This window comes from Maribacter confluentis, assembly GCF_030505015.1.
In the GTDB taxonomy this organism is placed as follows: Bacteria; Bacteroidota; Bacteroidia; order Flavobacteriales; family Flavobacteriaceae; genus Maribacter; species Maribacter sedimenticola.
Window position 1 is genome coordinate 385,976 of the sequence record NZ_JAUKUC010000001.1, and the last position, 16,272, is coordinate 402,247.

The following is a 16,272-nucleotide window of genomic DNA, read 5'->3' on the forward strand; positions in this document are numbered from 1 at the left end:
TTAGATTTAGCCCTAATGTCCGCATTTTTTCATTCTAGGCATTGTTTTAGCTAGTTTCTTGTTTTTAGGTATTCTTTGATCCTAGAGTCAAATCTTGGGTCTTTCCCATAATCATAACCGTCCGCTTGCCCAAACTTTAATTTAAAATCTAGTTTTGGTTCTGAATAAACACCACCACAACCGTATGGAGATTCTGAGTTCAAAAACCAGAAACCATAGATTATCTCTCCATTTAAAATCATGGCAACCGCTAATCCGTCCAATGGAATTTTTAGTAAATCAATTTTTACTCGTCCTTTTTCTGTTAAAATAAGTTCTTGAGAATTCCAATCGAAATGAGCAATATCTGAATCTGTTAGAATTGGTTTGTCAAATAGGTCCTCCTGATTAATCTTTAAATCACAATAATTTCCTTTCCTATTATTTTCAAGAAAGTCTATTGACCTCCAATTTAATTGATATATTTCAATTCCATTTTTACCATTAAAATCACATGAAAAAAGTAAAAGAGTAAGAATGAACAACAACCATTTCATATTATTTAAATTAGTTATATCGTGTTTGTATACTATTAGTTGCGTGGTTTAAGTACTAAATTTAGCAAATAAATCACAGATAGAAAGTGCTCCAGGACTTTGGCAAGTAGGCTAAAAATCAGTAATTAAATTTATACGGTGTTGCCAATTCGTTATTTTTAATCGTTCATATTATTCAATCATTCTGATTTCCATATTCAGCGTTTGAGTGAATTTAGTCAGCATTTTAATTCGTAAGCATATTAATTTCAAGTATAGCAGCAAGTGTAATAAATCTCAAAATATGTGATATTATAAGTACCAAAAACACTCTTAAAACTAAATATATTTTTTTGTATCGGTATCCTGAAAAAAATTGATAAAAGAACCAAAAAGCATAACCAAAACCAATTAACGCATATATATTAATTAGTGGTCTTATCAGCGATTTATCATCATTGAAAGCAAATGATAAGGTAAGAGGTAATCCCAGTACAATTAAACCAGACCAAGAATAGATATTCATTATTAAATGTTCAGCAAAATTTAGTTTGCTTCTTCTAAAAAACAGATAAATGGAAATAGTTGTGACACAAATAACAATTAAATAGGTGAGTTGCGGATAAGTTTCGAAAATTTGATCTAGTGAATCCCCAGAATTCTTAAACATTTCCGGTAATGCCTCATTACTATTTACATTGCCAAAATCGAGCAAAAATTCAATTGCGATTAGTAATATTAATAGACTAAAAGCATTAATATGTCGTATTCTTTTTCCTTGAATATATTCTCTGATGCTATGCCCAGGTCGTGTAAAAAGCTCTTTTATAGTGAAGAAAAAACTTTTGTTAACGTTAAAAATTCCGTTTAATACTCCATTATCAAAAATATAACTAAACGAAAACCGGTGTGTTGATGTTTTTTGTCCACAATTTGGGCAGAAATTTTCCTTGACCGAATTATTACAATTTAAACATTGCATTTATTTGTGTTTTTTTCTTTAGTTAAAAATTGCATTCCACGATGAATGGCAACAGCTAAATATCAGTACCAGTAACTATATTAAGTTGTTGCGCGTATAAATTTAATTTTGGAAATAACTATTCTACTTCTTTCATCAATACCTCAATGGACTTTTCCAATTGTTGATCAATACCCTTTACAATTATTTCTGGTTGGTTTTTAATTAAAATATCTGGATTGGTCTCGTTGTTCTCCATCCACTCACCTGCTTTGTTCTTTGCACTAATTGGAACAACGCCCCAACGCCCACCATTGGGCAAACGTTCCCAACCGGCCCAACTACAGGTTCCCGGTACCGGCATACCAACCGTTTTACCAATTTTTAAATCAACATATCCACTTGCAAAGCATGAACCATCACTGTACATTGATTCATTGAACATGGCCAATGTAGGCTTGGTCCATCTAGACGTAGGTTCACCGCCTACTACCCTGGTCTCCGTTTCATAGGACAAAAAGGGTACTCCCGTAAAGAACATGGCCAAATCCGCAACTAAATCTCCACCTCCATTAAACCGCGTATCTACAATAACCCCCTTCTTGTCATTAAACTTACCCAACATTTCTTCATAAATGCTTCTATAAGGCCCGTCACTCATACCGGGAATATGCACATAGCCCAATGTACCGTTACTCTTTTCCAATACATCCTTTTCATTGATGTTGACCCAGCGCTTATACAACAATTTATTTTCTTCGTTCAAGGAAATGGGTTTTACGGTAATTTGCTTTCTTTTGTTATTGTCTCCCAGAATATCTAACAATGTGAATTCCCCTTCTATCCGGTTTAAGTAATAGGCTGCATCTACTGTCGTATCAATTTCAATACCGTTTATCCTTTCAATGATCATTCCCGGTTCTATATCAAATCCGGCTTTGTCCAAGGGTCCATTTTTAATGACCTCCATAATTCTTAATCCTTTACCCAAATAACCATAATCTATAAAAATACCAAGAGAAGCTGTCTTATCACCGTTTTCAATTGTATCGGTGAACCGGCCTGCGGCATGGCTTACATTCAACTCTCCCAACATTTCCGAAATCATTTCTGCGAACTCATAATCATTGCCAATGTGCGGCAAATACTTTTCATATTCGGTACGCATAAAGTCCCAATCTACACCATGAAAGGTAGAGGTATAAAAAATTCCCTTTGTCCTTAACCATATGTGACCGAACATATATTCTCGCTCCGCATCCACGTCCAAAACCATTTCGGCATTTAGTTTTACCGGTTCGGTCTTTTTTGCCGTTAAATCAACTTTTGAAATCTTACCGTCCGCTAAAAGAAACAAATTTTCCTTTTTTGTATCCCATTGCAAACTTCCGGATTTGGCTCCCAAGGCAACCAATTGTTTGGTGTTCTTGGTCCGTATTTCGGTTTCCCATAGATTAAGATTTTTTTCAAAACGGGTCAGGTAGTATAATTTTTCGCCATCCTTGGACAACACGGCATCCGCCAATAAAGAAGAGTGAATGGTTAAACGGGATTTTCTTTGTTCCACATCTTCCAAATCAAATATCAAGGGTTTTACCTCTTCTTTATTATCCGCTTTCTTTTTCTTCTTATCATCATTGGAAGCCGCTTCCTTTTTTTCCTTTTCCGCATCCTCTATCAGTTTTAACAAATCATACTCTTCCTTGGATTTGTTGAACTTGTCCCATGAATTTTTATTTAGGAACATACTGTACACATCTAATTCTGACCTACCGCTTGTAGCGTAACTTTTAAGACCATCCCTATTGGAGAAATATAGCAACTGGTTTCCTTTGTCTACCCATTTTGGCGAACCATCATAATAGCCACTTTGCGTTAAATTCTTCCTTTGCTTGCCATCTTTGGAAATCAGCAATACTTCTGAATTACTTAATGATACCCCCCAGCTTACCAGCAGCCAATTACTATCTGGGCTCCATTTAAAATATTGGTCTCCATCTTGCATATGGTAAAGCTCCTTAGGGGTTAGCAATGTAAATTCTTCCTTTGTTTTTAGATTCTTCACTTTTAAGGTTCTTCTGCCTTCTACATAGGCCATATAGGTACTGTCCGGGGAGAATTCCGGTAAATAATTGTCCTCCTTTGAACTCACTAGTGTATCCTCCCTAAAAACGGTTGCAGCAAAAAAATAAGGCTCCTGTGATCGTGCTTTTGAAGTTTTAAAAATGGACCACTTGCCATTTCGTTCACTTGCATAGGCCACACTTTGGCCATCTGGCATGAACTTTACAAATCTTTCCTGTTGCGGGGTATTGGTAATGCGTTTGGTCAACGCACCATCTACCGAGGTAACAAAGACTTCCCCCCTGCTTATAAAAGCTATTTCCTTTCCATTGGGCGCTATATCCATTTCACGTACACCACCGTTAATGGAAATATACGCGGTAGGGTTATTTTCTTCTTGTGTTCTAATGATGATATTGACCTTTTTTGGATCTTGACCCTCCTTAAGAGTATAAATTTCACCATCATAGCCAAAGGCCAATATATTGTTTCCTATACTTAAAGAGCGGACGGGATGTGTCTTGAAATTAGTTAGTTGGGTAGGCTGAAGGTTTTCATCCAAACTTTTGGAAAATACGTTGAACGACCCTTTGCGTTCACTTAAATAAAATATGGCCTTTCCATCCTTTGCAAAAACCGGATTACGGTCCTCCCCCGCAAAATCGGTTAATTTTACATGCTCCCCTGTTGCAGGTATATACGACCAAATATCTCTGGTAATGGCAGATACGTGATGCTTTCTAAATACATCTTCATATCCTTTTTTATCATGATACACCATTTTTGTACCCTCATTGTTTATCTGAACATCTTCTGCAGGAACGGTCAGTACCTGCTCCACGCGCCCTCCTTCCTTGGAGACACTATAGAGTTCCGGTTGTGTGCCGGTAGGATATTGTCTGTGCGCAACGGCATCTAACCGGGTTGCCCCAAATAACACTTTATCATTTTCCGCGGAAAAACAAAAGGGTGTTTCATCATTGCTATGAAACGTTAGTCGGTTTGCGGGACCACCATCTGCATTCATTACAAAAACATCAAAATTTCCATACCTATTGGACGAGAAAGCAATTTGCTTGCCATCCTTACTCCATACGGGAGCGTAATCATGGGCGGCATGAAACGTTAGTTGTTTGGCAAGACCACCAACTGCATCAACGGAGAATAGATTGCCCTTATAGGTAAACGCTATGGTTTTACCATCTGGCGCTATAGATGGATACCTTGCCCATTTAGGGTTGGTTTGGGCAAAACCGGCAAGGGTAAAACAAGGTAAAATTATGGCACAAATAAATTTTCTCATACGTTATTCGTTGATGGTTAGCTGGTGGGTAAGGTAGGAAATTGATTTGTTTGCCACAAAGGAAGAATGACCAATGGATCGGTTTTCTACATACTTGGCATTACCCTTAAATCTGCTTAATTTTATAAATCAATAAATATCCTGATTTTGAACGAAGAGCAATATTGGACACAGCGCTATAAGGAACACCACACCGGATGGAACATTGGATACCCGTCTACCCCCATAAAAGATTATATAGACCAGCTAGACGACAAAGAAATTAAAATATTGATTCCCGGTGCGGGGAATGCCTATGAAGCGGAATATTTATGGCAACAAGGATTTAGGCAGGTACATATTTTAGATATTTCTATTTTACCATTACAAGCTTTTATTGAACGAAATGAAAGTTTTCCTAGATCACAGGTGCATCATGGGGATTTCTTTGATTACCATGACCAGTTCGACCTTATCCTGGAACAGACGTTCTTTTGCTCCTTTGTACCTACGGATGAAAATAGAAGGGCCTATGCCAAACATATGGCCAGCCTTTTAAAATCTAATGGTAAACTTGTTGGTGTCTGGTTTGATTTTCCCTTGACAGAGGACATGGAAAATCGCCCATTTGGAGGAAATAAAGAATTATATATCAGTTATTTAACCCCTTATTTCAAAACGATCACTTTTGATCGCTGTTATAATTCCATTCCCCCAAGATTAGGTAAAGAGTTGTTCGGTATTTTTGAGGTTCTGTGACCATAATTTGTAGTGCGTTATCTTCTGCTCGCTTTTCGTTGTCCCATGTCCTTTTTCGGTCATTCTGGTTGCGTTCCATTAACAGTTTGGATCTTTGCCACATCTTACGTTATCGAGATGTTAGGAACACTGATCTTATGGATTGCATCTTACCTTGCTATTAAAAAACTGAACATTGCTCGCTGATTCTGGCACGGATACGAACAGCAGCACACTGAATACCGTTGATCGGCAACAATCAACCAATAACCAACACCAAAACTGTTAAAGGATTATAGATTCTTCAAAAGTATTCACTGTTAACATCCTTTTAAGAATACTTCCCTTTCTTTTCTGCTATTTTTAGAAACATAACTAACAAACCGCTCAAATGACAAGAAAATTACTCTCCATTTTGATGCTTTTCGCATCTGTTTTACTTCCTGCCCAAGAATTTAAAATGGACCTCGTACAGGACCTTAAACCCCGTAATATTGGACCTGGCGGTATGAGTGGCCGGGTTACGGCAATTGATGTCGTTAGCAGCAATCCAGATATTATGTATGTAGGAACAGCTTCGGGAGGATTATGGAAATCTACCTCAGGCGGTATAAAATGGGAACCTATTTTTGACAAAGAGGTCACGGCGTCCATAGGTGCGGTCGCAATCCAACAAAATAATCCTTCCGTAATCTGGGCAGGGACCGGTGAAGGTAATCCTAGAAATAGTTTAAATGGAGGGTACGGTGTCTTTAAATCCTTGGATGGGGGAAAAACCTGGAAATCCATGGGGCTTGAAAAAACGAGACACATCCACAGAATAAAAATAGACCCCATGAATCCTAATACCGTATATGTGGGAGCCATTGGTTCCCCTTGGGGCGAGCACCCGGAACGTGGTGTCTTCAAAACTACGGATGGTGGCGATACTTGGGAGAAAGTTCTCTTTGTAAATAATAAAACCGGTGTGGCGGACATGATCATGGACCCCACAAACCCCAATAAACTGATTGCGGCAATGTGGGAACACAAACGTGAGCCTTGGTTCTTTAACTCCGGTGGTGCCGGCAGTGGACTATATATGACCCATGACGGCGGTAAGAATTGGAAAAAATTGACCGAAGAGGATGGGTTGCCCGCAGGTAATCTAGGAAGAATTGGTGTGGCCATAGCCGCAGGCAAACCTAATGTGGTCTACGCTTTGGTAGAGGCCAAAAAGAATGCGCTCTATAAATCTGAGGATGGCGGATTTAAATGGAAAAAGGTCAATGATAAAGGAGATATAGGCAACAGGCCTTTTTATTATTCCGAAATTTATGTAGACCCGGAAAACGAAAACAGGGTATTTTCCGTCTTTACCTATGTCAACGTATCCCAAGATGGCGGTAAGAACTTTGAACAATTAATGCCGGCCTATGGAGTGGACAACGGGATACATCCAGATCATCATGCTTTTTGGATACATCCGGAGAATGGTCAGTTCATGATGGACGGTAACGATGGCGGACTCAATATCTCTAAAGATGGAGGTAAAACATGGCGCTTTATCGGCAATTTGCCGGTGGCCCAGTTTTATCATATAGCCACGGACAACGATTATCCGTACAATGTTTATGGCGGAATGCAGGATAACGGTTCTTGGCGTGGACCAGCCTATGTTTGGAAGGCACAGGGCATTAGAAACAGTTACTGGCAAGAAATCAGTTTTGGAGACGGTTTTGACGTGGTTCCCGATCCTGAAGATTCCAGATATGGCTATACCATGAGCCAACAAGGTTTTGTACAACGTTTTGATCACGAAACGGGTAACAATTATATTGTTAGGCCTACCCCGCCAGATGCAAAAACAGAACTGCGATTTAATTGGAACTCGGCCATAAGCCAGGACCCTTTTGATAATAGCACCGTATATTTTGGAAGTCAATTTGTTCATAAGAGTAGTGATAAAGGTTTGACCTGGGAAATAATTTCCCCTGACCTGACCACTAATGATCCAGAAAAACAAAAACAAAGTGAAAGTGGTGGACTTTCCATGGATGCAACAGGTGCAGAAAACCATACCACGATTTTGGTCATTGAACCTTCTTCAGTAGAAAAGGATATGCTATGGGTTGGATCAGATGATGGTCGTGTGCACTATACCCAAAACGGTGGTGAAACCTGGACAGAGGTAACCGCCAATTTAAAAGGTCTGCCCAAAGGAAGTTGGATTCCCCAAATTAAAGCATCTACACGCAATAAGGGTGAGGCCCTCTTAATTGCCAACGACTATAGAAGGTTCAATTACACCCCTTATGCATATAGAACAAAGGATTATGGCAAAACGTGGACCAGGATAGTAGATGCCAATGATGTGGAAAGTTATACCTTATCTATTATTGAAGATCCTGAAAATCCTAATCTAATGTTCTTGGGAACGGATGACGGGTTATACCTATCGTTCAACGCTGGAGAAAAATGGCAAAAATGGACCGAAGGATTTCCAACCGTATCAACAAAGGACCTGGCCATACACCCAAGGGAACAAGATTTGGTCATTGGTACATTTGGAAGGGCCGCATGGGTGTTGGACGATATACGTCCGTTACGAGCCTTGGCAACGGATTTAAGTATATTGAACAAGGACGTTGAGCTATTTGATCCTCCTACCGCTTATCAAGCAGCCTATCAACAACCAACGGGAAGCCGTTTTGGTGGAGATGCCCTTTACCAAGGTGAAAATAGAAAACAAGGTGCAATGATTACGTACTACCTGAAAACGGGCAAGAAAGAGGGCAACGCAAAAAAAGATAAGGAGGAAAAAGGCACCACAAATAAAGCCGATAAGGGCAACGTGGCCAAGGATACCTCATCTACGGAACAACCCAAATTAACCGGGGTACAGAAAAAGGATTCTATACAGTTTGATTTTTATGATGGTGACCGACTTTTAAGAACCTTAAAGTATAAGACGCCTGAAAAACCTGGGTTCCATAGAATATACTGGGGAATGGATGAAAAAGGACCGGAAAGGCCATCCCGAAAAATTCAGACCAGGAAAAGGGAATCCGGCGGTGTAGACGTTAAACCGGGAACGTATACTATTAAAATGATGTATGGGGATGCAATTGAAGAATCCTCCATTACCGTAAAATCAGACCCACGTTTACAAATTTCACCAGAAGCAATCAATGCAGTATATACCAATGGAAAGCTTTTGGAGTCCTATATGCAAAAGGCTACGGATGCCGTTAAGCAATTGGTAGAAAGTAAAACAGTCGCAGAACAATTTCAGAAAGACCTAAAGAAATTGGACGAGAAGAAATACAAGGAACAAATTGAAGCATCCAAAGATATTATCAAACAAACAGATTCTGTAATAGCCCTTTACCTGGGTAAGGTGGATAAGCGTCAAGGAATTACCCGAAATAAGGAAATTACGGTTATGCAACGGCTTCAAAACGCAAGAAGCTATGTAGGATCCCGCAAAAATGGTATGACCGCTACAGAAACCCAATTAATCAATTTTGCCAAACAGGAATTAGGAACCGCATTGGACAAAACAAATAGTTTTTATACGGATGATTGGGCAAAATACAAAGCGGCAATGGAACGTTTGGACCTATCGCCATTTAAAGAAACCAAAACATTTAACATCAATTAATAGATAAAGAAGCGTATAAAAAATGAAGAACATTATAGCTATAATGGCATTATGTATTGCTACACTACATGTCAATGCCCAAAATGAAGGTACGGGTGAAGATGATTTTGGCAGTTGGTTCATGTATTTTGGCACTAATAAAGTTTCAGATAAATGGAGTGTTCATACAGAAGCACAGTTTAGATATTATGAAATGGCAACCAATTTTAACCAATTGTTATTGAGGACAGGTGCAAATTATCATATCAATGACAACGCTATAGCTACTTTAGGATACGGTTTTATAGAAACGGATCCTACCTTTAGTGCATTTGATATTCTAGGTGATGATGTATTTTTTGAAAACAATTCCATATCAGAGCACAGGATCTTTGAACAGTTTATTTTGAAAAATAAGGTATGGGAATTTAAGTTTGAACATCGTTACCGATTGGAACAGCGTTTTGTGCAGGACAATTATACCAAGGTAAGCAATACCTTGCACCGGGCCAGGTACAGAATACAGATGACCTTGCCCCTAACCGATATTTTTTTCTTAAATTTCTATGATGAAATTTTCATAAATCTACAAGACAATGCTTTTGGTCAGAACCGTGCCTATGCGGCACTTGGGGTAAATGTTACTGAAGATTTAAGCATGCAATTTGGATACCTAAAAAATCATTTTACCGGGGCTAATTTTGACCGTTTGCAGGTTGGGGTATTCTATAATACGGATTTAAGCGGTCTGTTCAAGAAAAAGGAATAATTTTCAGCCACATATAAATGCAATCGTTTTTCATGTTAAAATCGATTGTATATGAGCAAAGATTGTAGGTATTAATATGTAACTTTATGGTCTAACCTAAAAAACACGAATATGAAAATATTAAAATTTGAAATAGCATTTTTAGCGCTAATTGCAGCCTTTAGCTGTAAAGAGGTCAAAAAAGAGACCAATGAGGCCAAAGAAGAAGTAGAGGAATTAATGGAAGAAGCCAAAGCGGAAATGAACGAAGAGGTCACTACCATTAAATTCATGATGGAACCCAAGAGCGATAGCGAGGTAAAAGGTGAAGTTACTTTTACCGAAGAGGATGGTGAAGTAAGCATGACGGCAAATTTAACCGGTCTTTCTGAAGGAGAGCATGCCATACATATTCACCAAACTGCAGATTGTTCTTCTGCTGATGGAACATCTACCGGTGGACATTGGAACCCTACCAATGAACCACATGGAAAGTGGGGAGCTGCAGAAGGCTACCATAAAGGAGACATCGGTAATTTTACCGCTGATGCAGATGGTACTGCCAATGTTGAGTTTTCCACAGATGAGTGGTGTATTGGTTGTGGTGATGAAAACAAGGATATTCTTGGTAAAGGTGTAATCGTTCACCAAGGTGTTGATGATTTTACCTCGCAACCCAGTGGCGCAGCCGGGGCACGTATAAGTTGTGCGGGCATTATTGAATAGAGTTAAATATAAAATTTATAAAAGCTGTTCTAAGAGCAGCTTTTTTTATTTTTAACGAATATAAAAATTGATGTATGCAACTAGACCTATTGGTTGAGCAGTTCAGGAAAAAAGACCCCAACGCTTTCAAAACACTACACGAAATGTATGCAGATAATATCTGTGGGGTCATCAATACCATTGTAAAAGATGACGGAGTAGCTCAAGAAATCTGCCAAGACGTATTTATTAAAATTTGGAATAATGCAGAAAGCTATAATTCCAGTAAAGGAAGGTTCTTTACATGGATATTGAATATAGCCAGAAATGCGGCTATCGATGAAATACGCAGTAAAACGTATAAAAATCAAAAAAAGAACCTTTCTGCAGATTACTTCGTAGGTATTTTAGAAAGCAGGGAAGAGGAACATATGGCGGTAGATACCAAAGGGTTAAGAAAACTCGTGAAAAATTTAAAGGAAAAATGTGTTCAGATCATTGAACTATTATACTTTAGAGGTTATACGCAAAAAGATGCTGCCGAAGAGCTGAACATTCCTATAGGAACTGTAAAAACAAGAAATAGAAGTTGCATTTCCCAACTAAGGGAAAACATGGAAAGCATATAGAATGGATGTACAAAAATACATAGCATCGGGAATATTGGAACTTTATGTGGCCGGTATCCTTTCTGATAAGGAAAATTTGGAAATAGCCAACTATGCCAAGGAATATCCGGAAATCAAAAAGGAAATTGAAGCCATTGAAGCTTCCATATTGACCTTATCCAAAAAAGCATCTCCGGGTGTTTCTTATACCTTTCAATCCTTAATGGACAGAATTAACAAGGGAGGTAAGGTTATTTCAATGAATAAACGATCTAGTTCCGCTATGACGTATATTGGTTGGGCCGCCTCATTATTATTGGCAATTGGTCTGTTCTTTATGTACCAACAAAATCAGGAACTTAAATCTAACATTGAAGTTGTTGAACAACAAAATACTTCTTTGGAACAGCAAATAGCGGACACTGATTCTTCATTGGAAAAAACGCAAGAATTATTGAATACGATTAGGGACAAGGATATTAATGTTATTGCCCTTGGCGGGCAGACGGTATCCCCTACCTCCTATGCAAAGGCTTATTGGAACAAAAAAGAAGAAAAGGTTTACATAGATGCCAAAGGCTTACCGGAACCACCAGATGGTTTTGTGTACCAAGTCTGGTCTTTGAAATTATCGCCCCTTACACCAACAAGTATGGGACTCCTTGAAGATTTTGCTACAGATGAGAACAAGGTATTTGCTTTGAACAATCCTAACGAATCAGAGGCATTTGGTATTACACTTGAACCAGCGGGCGGAAGTGAATCTCCCACCTTGGAACAATTATATACACTTGGTGTAGTGTCCGCTTCTTAAAAAATATATGTATAGTTTAAAAGGGCAGTTAGTTATTAACTGCCCTTTTTTTATTATTTTTCGCCCATGAATTTAAAGAAAATTTTTGGGACCGTATTGACCTTATTAGGTATTGGCGGTCTGGTATACGCGGCAATCTTATTTGGAAACAGTTCCGGCACTACCAAACAACTTATTGTATATGGAGTGTTGGGCGCAATATTTTTCTTTTCGGGCATTGGATTGATACGAACGACGAGTAAGGGTTAAATGATTATTGAGGGCTATAGGTCTTTGCTTACCTTATGCAGACCAAGACTTTTAACCAACCATTTAGGTAGTGTTTTATACGGATTTCTTTTCTTGAGATTTAAATATATGCCCAATGATTTTAAGATAGGTACCTTATGGGTTTCTACCAATTCTATCAACGTACCGTCCGGATCTTCTATATAACTAAAGTGACCCGCGGCATCTCCCATATCAAAACTGTTGGAACTATCCACCGTGAAGGGCGTTTTCAGAATCTTGGCCTTTTCCCTTAAGGAGTCCATACCCTGTACATCAAAACAAAGATGTATATAACCCAAATCTCCCCATAAACGGTCCTTGAAAATTTTTGTAGGCGTACCTTGTAGCATTTCCACCAATTCTAATTGGGTGGGACCCAATAAATCCCCAAAACCACCTATATGCTTACGATTTTGACCAAGGATTACCTTTCTATACTTTTTATTGGCTGCAGTACCATTAGTCTCTATATCATCAAACAGCACTACCGTATAGCCCAACATCCTTTTATAAAATTCTAAGGATCGCTCCATATTGCTAACTCCTATAACAGCACCCATAACACCACCACATTTAGACTTTTGCGCACTGAACATATAGGAATCCTGTACCATTTGCACTTTATTACCAAATGGATCATCAAAATAAAAACTGGCACTATGTGGTAATGTATTTATGATACCGGTTAACTGCAATACCCCTATTTGTTCTAGGTAACCATGCATGGATACAAGGTCCTTACACCTTATCTTCATGGCATATATTCCAAGATCACCCAGAACAATATCATTTTGAGCAGCTGTGGGAAGCCTATCCTTAAATTGCCAAATTTCCAGACCGCCACCCCCCATTAAATTTAATGATAAATAGGCATCACGCTTTTCTGCCTTACCATTGGTATACCGTGTCATCAACGACGCAACTGCCTCATCCTTAAACAATAACACATTAAAACCTAAATGCTTTCTATACCAATTAAATACGGTTTTAGTATCCAGGACCCCAATACCAATTTGCTGAATACCATTTATTACCTCAACCATTATATGGGGTTCGTATCAATTTATTATGAAGACTTTTTAATGTGCAACTGGGACAACCCAATTTGAACAACATTACTAAAAGCAAATTGGAAAGGTTAACCCTAAGATAAGAATTACACTCATACTTACGAGCAGAAACCACTAGATCATTTTTTATAATGGTATATGGCACCTTGCCCTTTTTCATACGGTTAAAAAATTCAAAATCCTCCATAAGCACCTGTTGCTCATCAAACGCGCCTAAATTGTTAAAAACAGATTTACGTATGAACAGACATTGGTCTCCCCCTCCGGTAAAAAAACCATCCTTTGCGGTAAACGATGCGTTCATTTTAAGAAACCATGTTTCCTTATCAAACCTATAGGAAAAGAAACCGGCATCAAAACCATTCTCCAAGCGGTCTAAAATATTATCCAAAAAATTGGCCGGTGGTAAGACATCTGCATGTAAAAAAACCAAAACATTGCCCAATGCCATTCGTGAAGCTTCATTCATTTGGGCCGCACGACCTTTGTTAATACAATTGATTACATTAACTTTTGGAATACTGCTTAGCGATGACGTTGCGTCATTTGTTGATGGGGATGCGGCAATGATAACTTCCAGAAGTTGCCGGTGATGTAAAAAAACCGCACTGTTAAAAAGACGTTCCAAATTAACGTACTCATTATGTGCTGGTATTATTATACTGATCATATATTCGTACTACTTTTGGAAAATTTTTACCTTAGAAATACCGTCTTTCAATTTTTAATGTTTTGACTTTCCTCTACCTACGCAAATTGATGAAAATAGTTTTAATTCTGATACAAATTATAAAAAAAAGGTCTTTGTAATCACTTAATTATTGATACGACTAACAATCCACAAACCTTTTCCCCATATTTACGTAATTAAGATATTCTAATAATACATATATGAAAAATTACCTGTATTCCTTGTTGGTGTTCTGCTTTACATTCTTGGTCCATTGTGAAACTATAAACGCACAAACTTCGACAGATACACCAGAGGACTTTAATAAATTGTCAGAATTATTTCTACAAAAAATCATTGATAAAGAAAACACGCAAGAGCTACAGGATATTTTTGCTAATACCACCATTGCAACACTTGACGAGGCCCTGGATTCCAATGCTAAACGGTTGGCATTTTGGATAAACATCTACAATGCGTATATACAGGTGATATTACAGAAAAACCCAGAATTATATGATGATCGTGGTAGTTTTTTTAAAAAAGAGCAAATTAAAATAGCCGGAGAAACCATTTCGTTTGCCAAAATAGAACACGGTCTTATACGAAAGTCACAATTTGAATATGGCCTTGGCTATATTAGAAAATGGTTTCCTAATAAATTTGAACGAAAATTACGTGTTAACGATCCCGTGTATCATATTCATTTTGCATTAAACTGTGGCGCAAAGGACTGTCCGCCCGTAGCAATATATGAGTGGCAACGTTTAGATGAACAGTTTAATAAAGGTACCCAACAGTACCTTGAAAGAACCACCGACTATGACCCAAGTACCAAAGTTGCTACAATTAGTTCTTTATTTAATTGGTTTAGGGGCGATTTTGGTGGGAAAGGCGGTATTAAAAAAATATTGAAGAATAAAGGTTTTATACCTACTACCAAGGGTATAGACTTGGAGTATCAAAATTATGACTGGACTTTGGACCTCAATAATTTTATTGAGCTTTAATAAGTTTAAAATGCCTCGTTTATGGTAAAATAAAATTGACCTCCTTCACTGGAGATTCCATAGTCTACCCGTAATCTTGTACCTTCCTTTTTGTTGACTATATATCTGAACCCACCACCAAATGCACTTTTGTAGGAGGTATTAATAGCCTGGCTCAACGATGGTATTACAGTTCCCGAAGCACCAAATACAGCTCCTTTAAATCTTCTATAAATAGGAAAACGCAATTCCGTTGCCAAACTAATTTCATTCTTATCAAGATAACGCCTGTTATCAAATCCCCTTGTTCTCTTGGTTCCCAAATAATTTAAATCCTGAAATGGCGTACCACTACTACGGGTACCAAAAAATAAGTTGGAAGCTAAAATGATATCCCCTTTTATTCGCTGATAATAGCGGGTATCCAGCTCAAATTTCCGATAGGAGAAATCAGATCCCAGCCATGGGGCACTATTGTAAAAGACCCCCTCTATATACCAACCTTTTGTAGGGTGAAATATATTATCACGTGTATCGTAAAGGGCCAACAATCCAATATTGGATATTGTTCCCCCATCCTTTCCTATAATATCCGCTGTTGCATCAAGAAGTCCATTAGGTTCTGGCTCCAATACATTATATCCATCAAATTCATAGCCCAAACCAACAGAGAATCCTTGAAACAATTCCCTATATGCAGCTAGGCGAAACCTAGGAAAATCTGCAGTATACAGCTCTTTGTCCTCCTCTCTGGAATCCATTCCCAAACCGTAATAATTATAGAAATATTTATAATAGCCCAGCTCTCCCTTAAACCTCCAACGTTCCTCATCCAAATAAAATTCATATGGCATGAACATTAAAAACTGTTTTTTAGAGGTAAAGGTAATGCCCAGTTGTACGGAAGAGGGTCGCGTAGTTGTTTTTTCACCCTTTAACCTAAATGTGGATAGACCCAATGCCCCATAACCCAAACCGGTTTCCGGTGTATAAAATACTACGGGCAAGACATTTAATCTTAAGTTTTTTATAGTGTCCTTATCCACTTGCTTTGATTGTCCATGTAAAAGGTAACACCCACCTGTAAGCAACACAAAAAGTATTCTTGCTATATTTTTTTGCATATGGGTAAAATAACGACATAATAGTTGCTATTAATGCTCTTAATGCAGTAAATACTAACTAGAATGGTAAATTTGCACTGGAATTATAATTT

At 38.1% G+C, this 16,272-nt stretch carries 14 protein-coding genes; 8 read left to right on the forward strand and 6 right to left on the reverse strand.

Going from position 1 to position 16,272, the window contains the following annotated elements; all coding sequences use genetic code 11:
- Positions 1-50: 50 nt before the first annotated feature.
- From Q2T41_RS01845 to Q2T41_RS01855, 3 genes are all read right to left on the reverse strand, one after another.
- Positions 51-536 (reverse strand): hypothetical protein, encoded by a 486-nt coding sequence (locus tag Q2T41_RS01845; protein WP_304434647.1) that lies wholly within the window; start codon positions 534-536, stop codon positions 51-53.
- A gap of 226 nt (positions 537-762) precedes the next feature.
- Positions 763-1,497, reverse strand: coding sequence for a DUF3667 domain-containing protein (locus tag Q2T41_RS01850; protein WP_304434649.1), 735 nt, complete (start codon positions 1,495-1,497; stop codon positions 763-765).
- Positions 1,498-1,615: 118 nt separating this feature from the next.
- Positions 1,616-4,843, reverse strand: coding sequence for a S41 family peptidase (locus Q2T41_RS01855; protein ID WP_304434651.1), 3,228 nt, complete (start codon positions 4,841-4,843; stop codon positions 1,616-1,618).
- Between the two features lie 147 nt (positions 4,844-4,990).
- Here Q2T41_RS01855 and Q2T41_RS01860 point away from each other — a divergent pair, with 147 nt between their 5' ends.
- The 7 genes from Q2T41_RS01860 to Q2T41_RS01890 all read left to right on the forward strand — a co-directional run bounded on the left by Q2T41_RS01860 (position 4,991) and on the right by Q2T41_RS01890 (position 12,306).
- Positions 4,991-5,581, forward strand: coding sequence for a methyltransferase domain-containing protein (locus Q2T41_RS01860; protein ID WP_367186812.1), 591 nt, complete (start codon positions 4,991-4,993; stop codon positions 5,579-5,581).
- A gap of 370 nt (positions 5,582-5,951) precedes the next feature.
- Positions 5,952-9,203, forward strand: a complete 3,252-nt coding sequence (locus tag Q2T41_RS01865) for a VPS10 domain-containing protein (RefSeq protein WP_304434653.1) — start codon at positions 5,952-5,954, stop codon at positions 9,201-9,203.
- Between the two features lie 22 nt (positions 9,204-9,225).
- Positions 9,226-9,951, forward strand: coding sequence for a DUF2490 domain-containing protein (locus Q2T41_RS01870; RefSeq protein ID WP_304434655.1), 726 nt, complete (start codon positions 9,226-9,228; stop codon positions 9,949-9,951).
- Between the two features lie 111 nt (positions 9,952-10,062).
- The gene (locus Q2T41_RS01875) at positions 10,063-10,656 is read left to right on the forward strand and encodes a superoxide dismutase family protein (RefSeq protein WP_144800775.1); all 594 of its coding nucleotides are present in this window, start codon (positions 10,063-10,065) and stop codon (positions 10,654-10,656) included.
- 74 nt (positions 10,657-10,730) lie between these two features.
- Positions 10,731-11,264, forward strand: a complete 534-nt coding sequence (locus Q2T41_RS01880) for an RNA polymerase sigma factor (RefSeq protein ID WP_089260061.1) — start codon at positions 10,731-10,733, stop codon at positions 11,262-11,264.
- Position 11,265: 1 nt separating this feature from the next.
- Positions 11,266-12,057 (forward strand): anti-sigma factor, encoded by a 792-nt coding sequence (locus Q2T41_RS01885; RefSeq protein WP_304434659.1) that lies wholly within the window; start codon positions 11,266-11,268, stop codon positions 12,055-12,057.
- A gap of 66 nt (positions 12,058-12,123) precedes the next feature.
- Entirely contained in the window at positions 12,124-12,306 is a 183-nt protein-coding gene (locus Q2T41_RS01890) for a hypothetical protein (RefSeq protein ID WP_304434661.1), read from the forward strand.
- 14 nt (positions 12,307-12,320) lie between these two features.
- Here Q2T41_RS01890 and Q2T41_RS01895 read toward each other — a convergent pair whose 3' ends face one another.
- The gene (locus Q2T41_RS01895; protein WP_304434662.1) at positions 12,321-13,370 is read right to left on the reverse strand and encodes a VOC family protein; all 1,050 of its coding nucleotides are present in this window, start codon (positions 13,368-13,370) and stop codon (positions 12,321-12,323) included.
- Positions 13,363-14,067 (reverse strand): glycosyltransferase, encoded by a 705-nt coding sequence (locus Q2T41_RS01900; protein WP_304434664.1) that lies wholly within the window; start codon positions 14,065-14,067, stop codon positions 13,363-13,365. The genes Q2T41_RS01895 and Q2T41_RS01900 overlap by 8 nt, the downstream gene beginning before the upstream one ends.
- 221 nt (positions 14,068-14,288) lie before the next feature.
- On the opposite strand from Q2T41_RS01900, the gene Q2T41_RS01905 reads away from it, so the two are divergent.
- Positions 14,289-15,077, forward strand: coding sequence for a DUF547 domain-containing protein (locus Q2T41_RS01905; protein WP_304434666.1), 789 nt, complete (start codon positions 14,289-14,291; stop codon positions 15,075-15,077).
- A 5-nt stretch (positions 15,078-15,082) separates the two neighbouring features.
- On the opposite strand, the gene Q2T41_RS01910 is transcribed toward Q2T41_RS01905, so the two are convergent.
- Positions 15,083-16,180: a BamA/TamA family outer membrane protein gene (locus Q2T41_RS01910; RefSeq protein WP_304434668.1), complete on the reverse strand. Its 1,098-nt coding sequence runs from the start codon at positions 16,178-16,180 to the stop codon at positions 15,083-15,085.
- Positions 16,181-16,272 lie beyond the last annotated feature (92 nt).

Coding starts and splice junctions, on each gene's coding strand:
- Q2T41_RS01855 (WP_304434651.1), bottom strand. CDS start 4,843: ATGAGAAAATTTATTTGTGCCATAATTTTACCTTGTTTTACCCTTGCC.
- Q2T41_RS01900 (WP_304434664.1), bottom strand. CDS start 14,067: ATGATCAGTATAATAATACCAGCACATAATGAGTACGTTAATTTGGAA.
- Q2T41_RS01910 (WP_304434668.1), bottom strand. CDS start 16,180: ATGCAAAAAAATATAGCAAGAATACTTTTTGTGTTGCTTACAGGTGGG.
- Q2T41_RS01870 (WP_304434655.1), top strand. CDS start 9,226: ATGAAGAACATTATAGCTATAATGGCATTATGTATTGCTACACTACAT.
- Q2T41_RS01895 (WP_304434662.1), bottom strand. CDS start 13,370: ATGGTTGAGGTAATAAATGGTATTCAGCAAATTGGTATTGGGGTCCTG.
- Q2T41_RS01845 (WP_304434647.1), bottom strand. CDS start 536: ATGAAATGGTTGTTGTTCATTCTTACTCTTTTACTTTTTTCATGTGAT.
- Q2T41_RS01850 (WP_304434649.1), bottom strand. CDS start 1,497: ATGCAATGTTTAAATTGTAATAATTCGGTCAAGGAAAATTTCTGCCCA.
- Q2T41_RS01885 (WP_304434659.1), top strand. CDS start 11,266: ATGGATGTACAAAAATACATAGCATCGGGAATATTGGAACTTTATGTG.
- Q2T41_RS01905 (WP_304434666.1), top strand. CDS start 14,289: ATGAAAAATTACCTGTATTCCTTGTTGGTGTTCTGCTTTACATTCTTG.
- Q2T41_RS01880 (WP_089260061.1), top strand. CDS start 10,731: ATGCAACTAGACCTATTGGTTGAGCAGTTCAGGAAAAAAGACCCCAAC.
- Q2T41_RS01890 (WP_304434661.1), top strand. CDS start 12,124: ATGAATTTAAAGAAAATTTTTGGGACCGTATTGACCTTATTAGGTATT.
- Q2T41_RS01875 (WP_144800775.1), top strand. CDS start 10,063: ATGAAAATATTAAAATTTGAAATAGCATTTTTAGCGCTAATTGCAGCC.
- Q2T41_RS01865 (WP_304434653.1), top strand. CDS start 5,952: ATGACAAGAAAATTACTCTCCATTTTGATGCTTTTCGCATCTGTTTTA.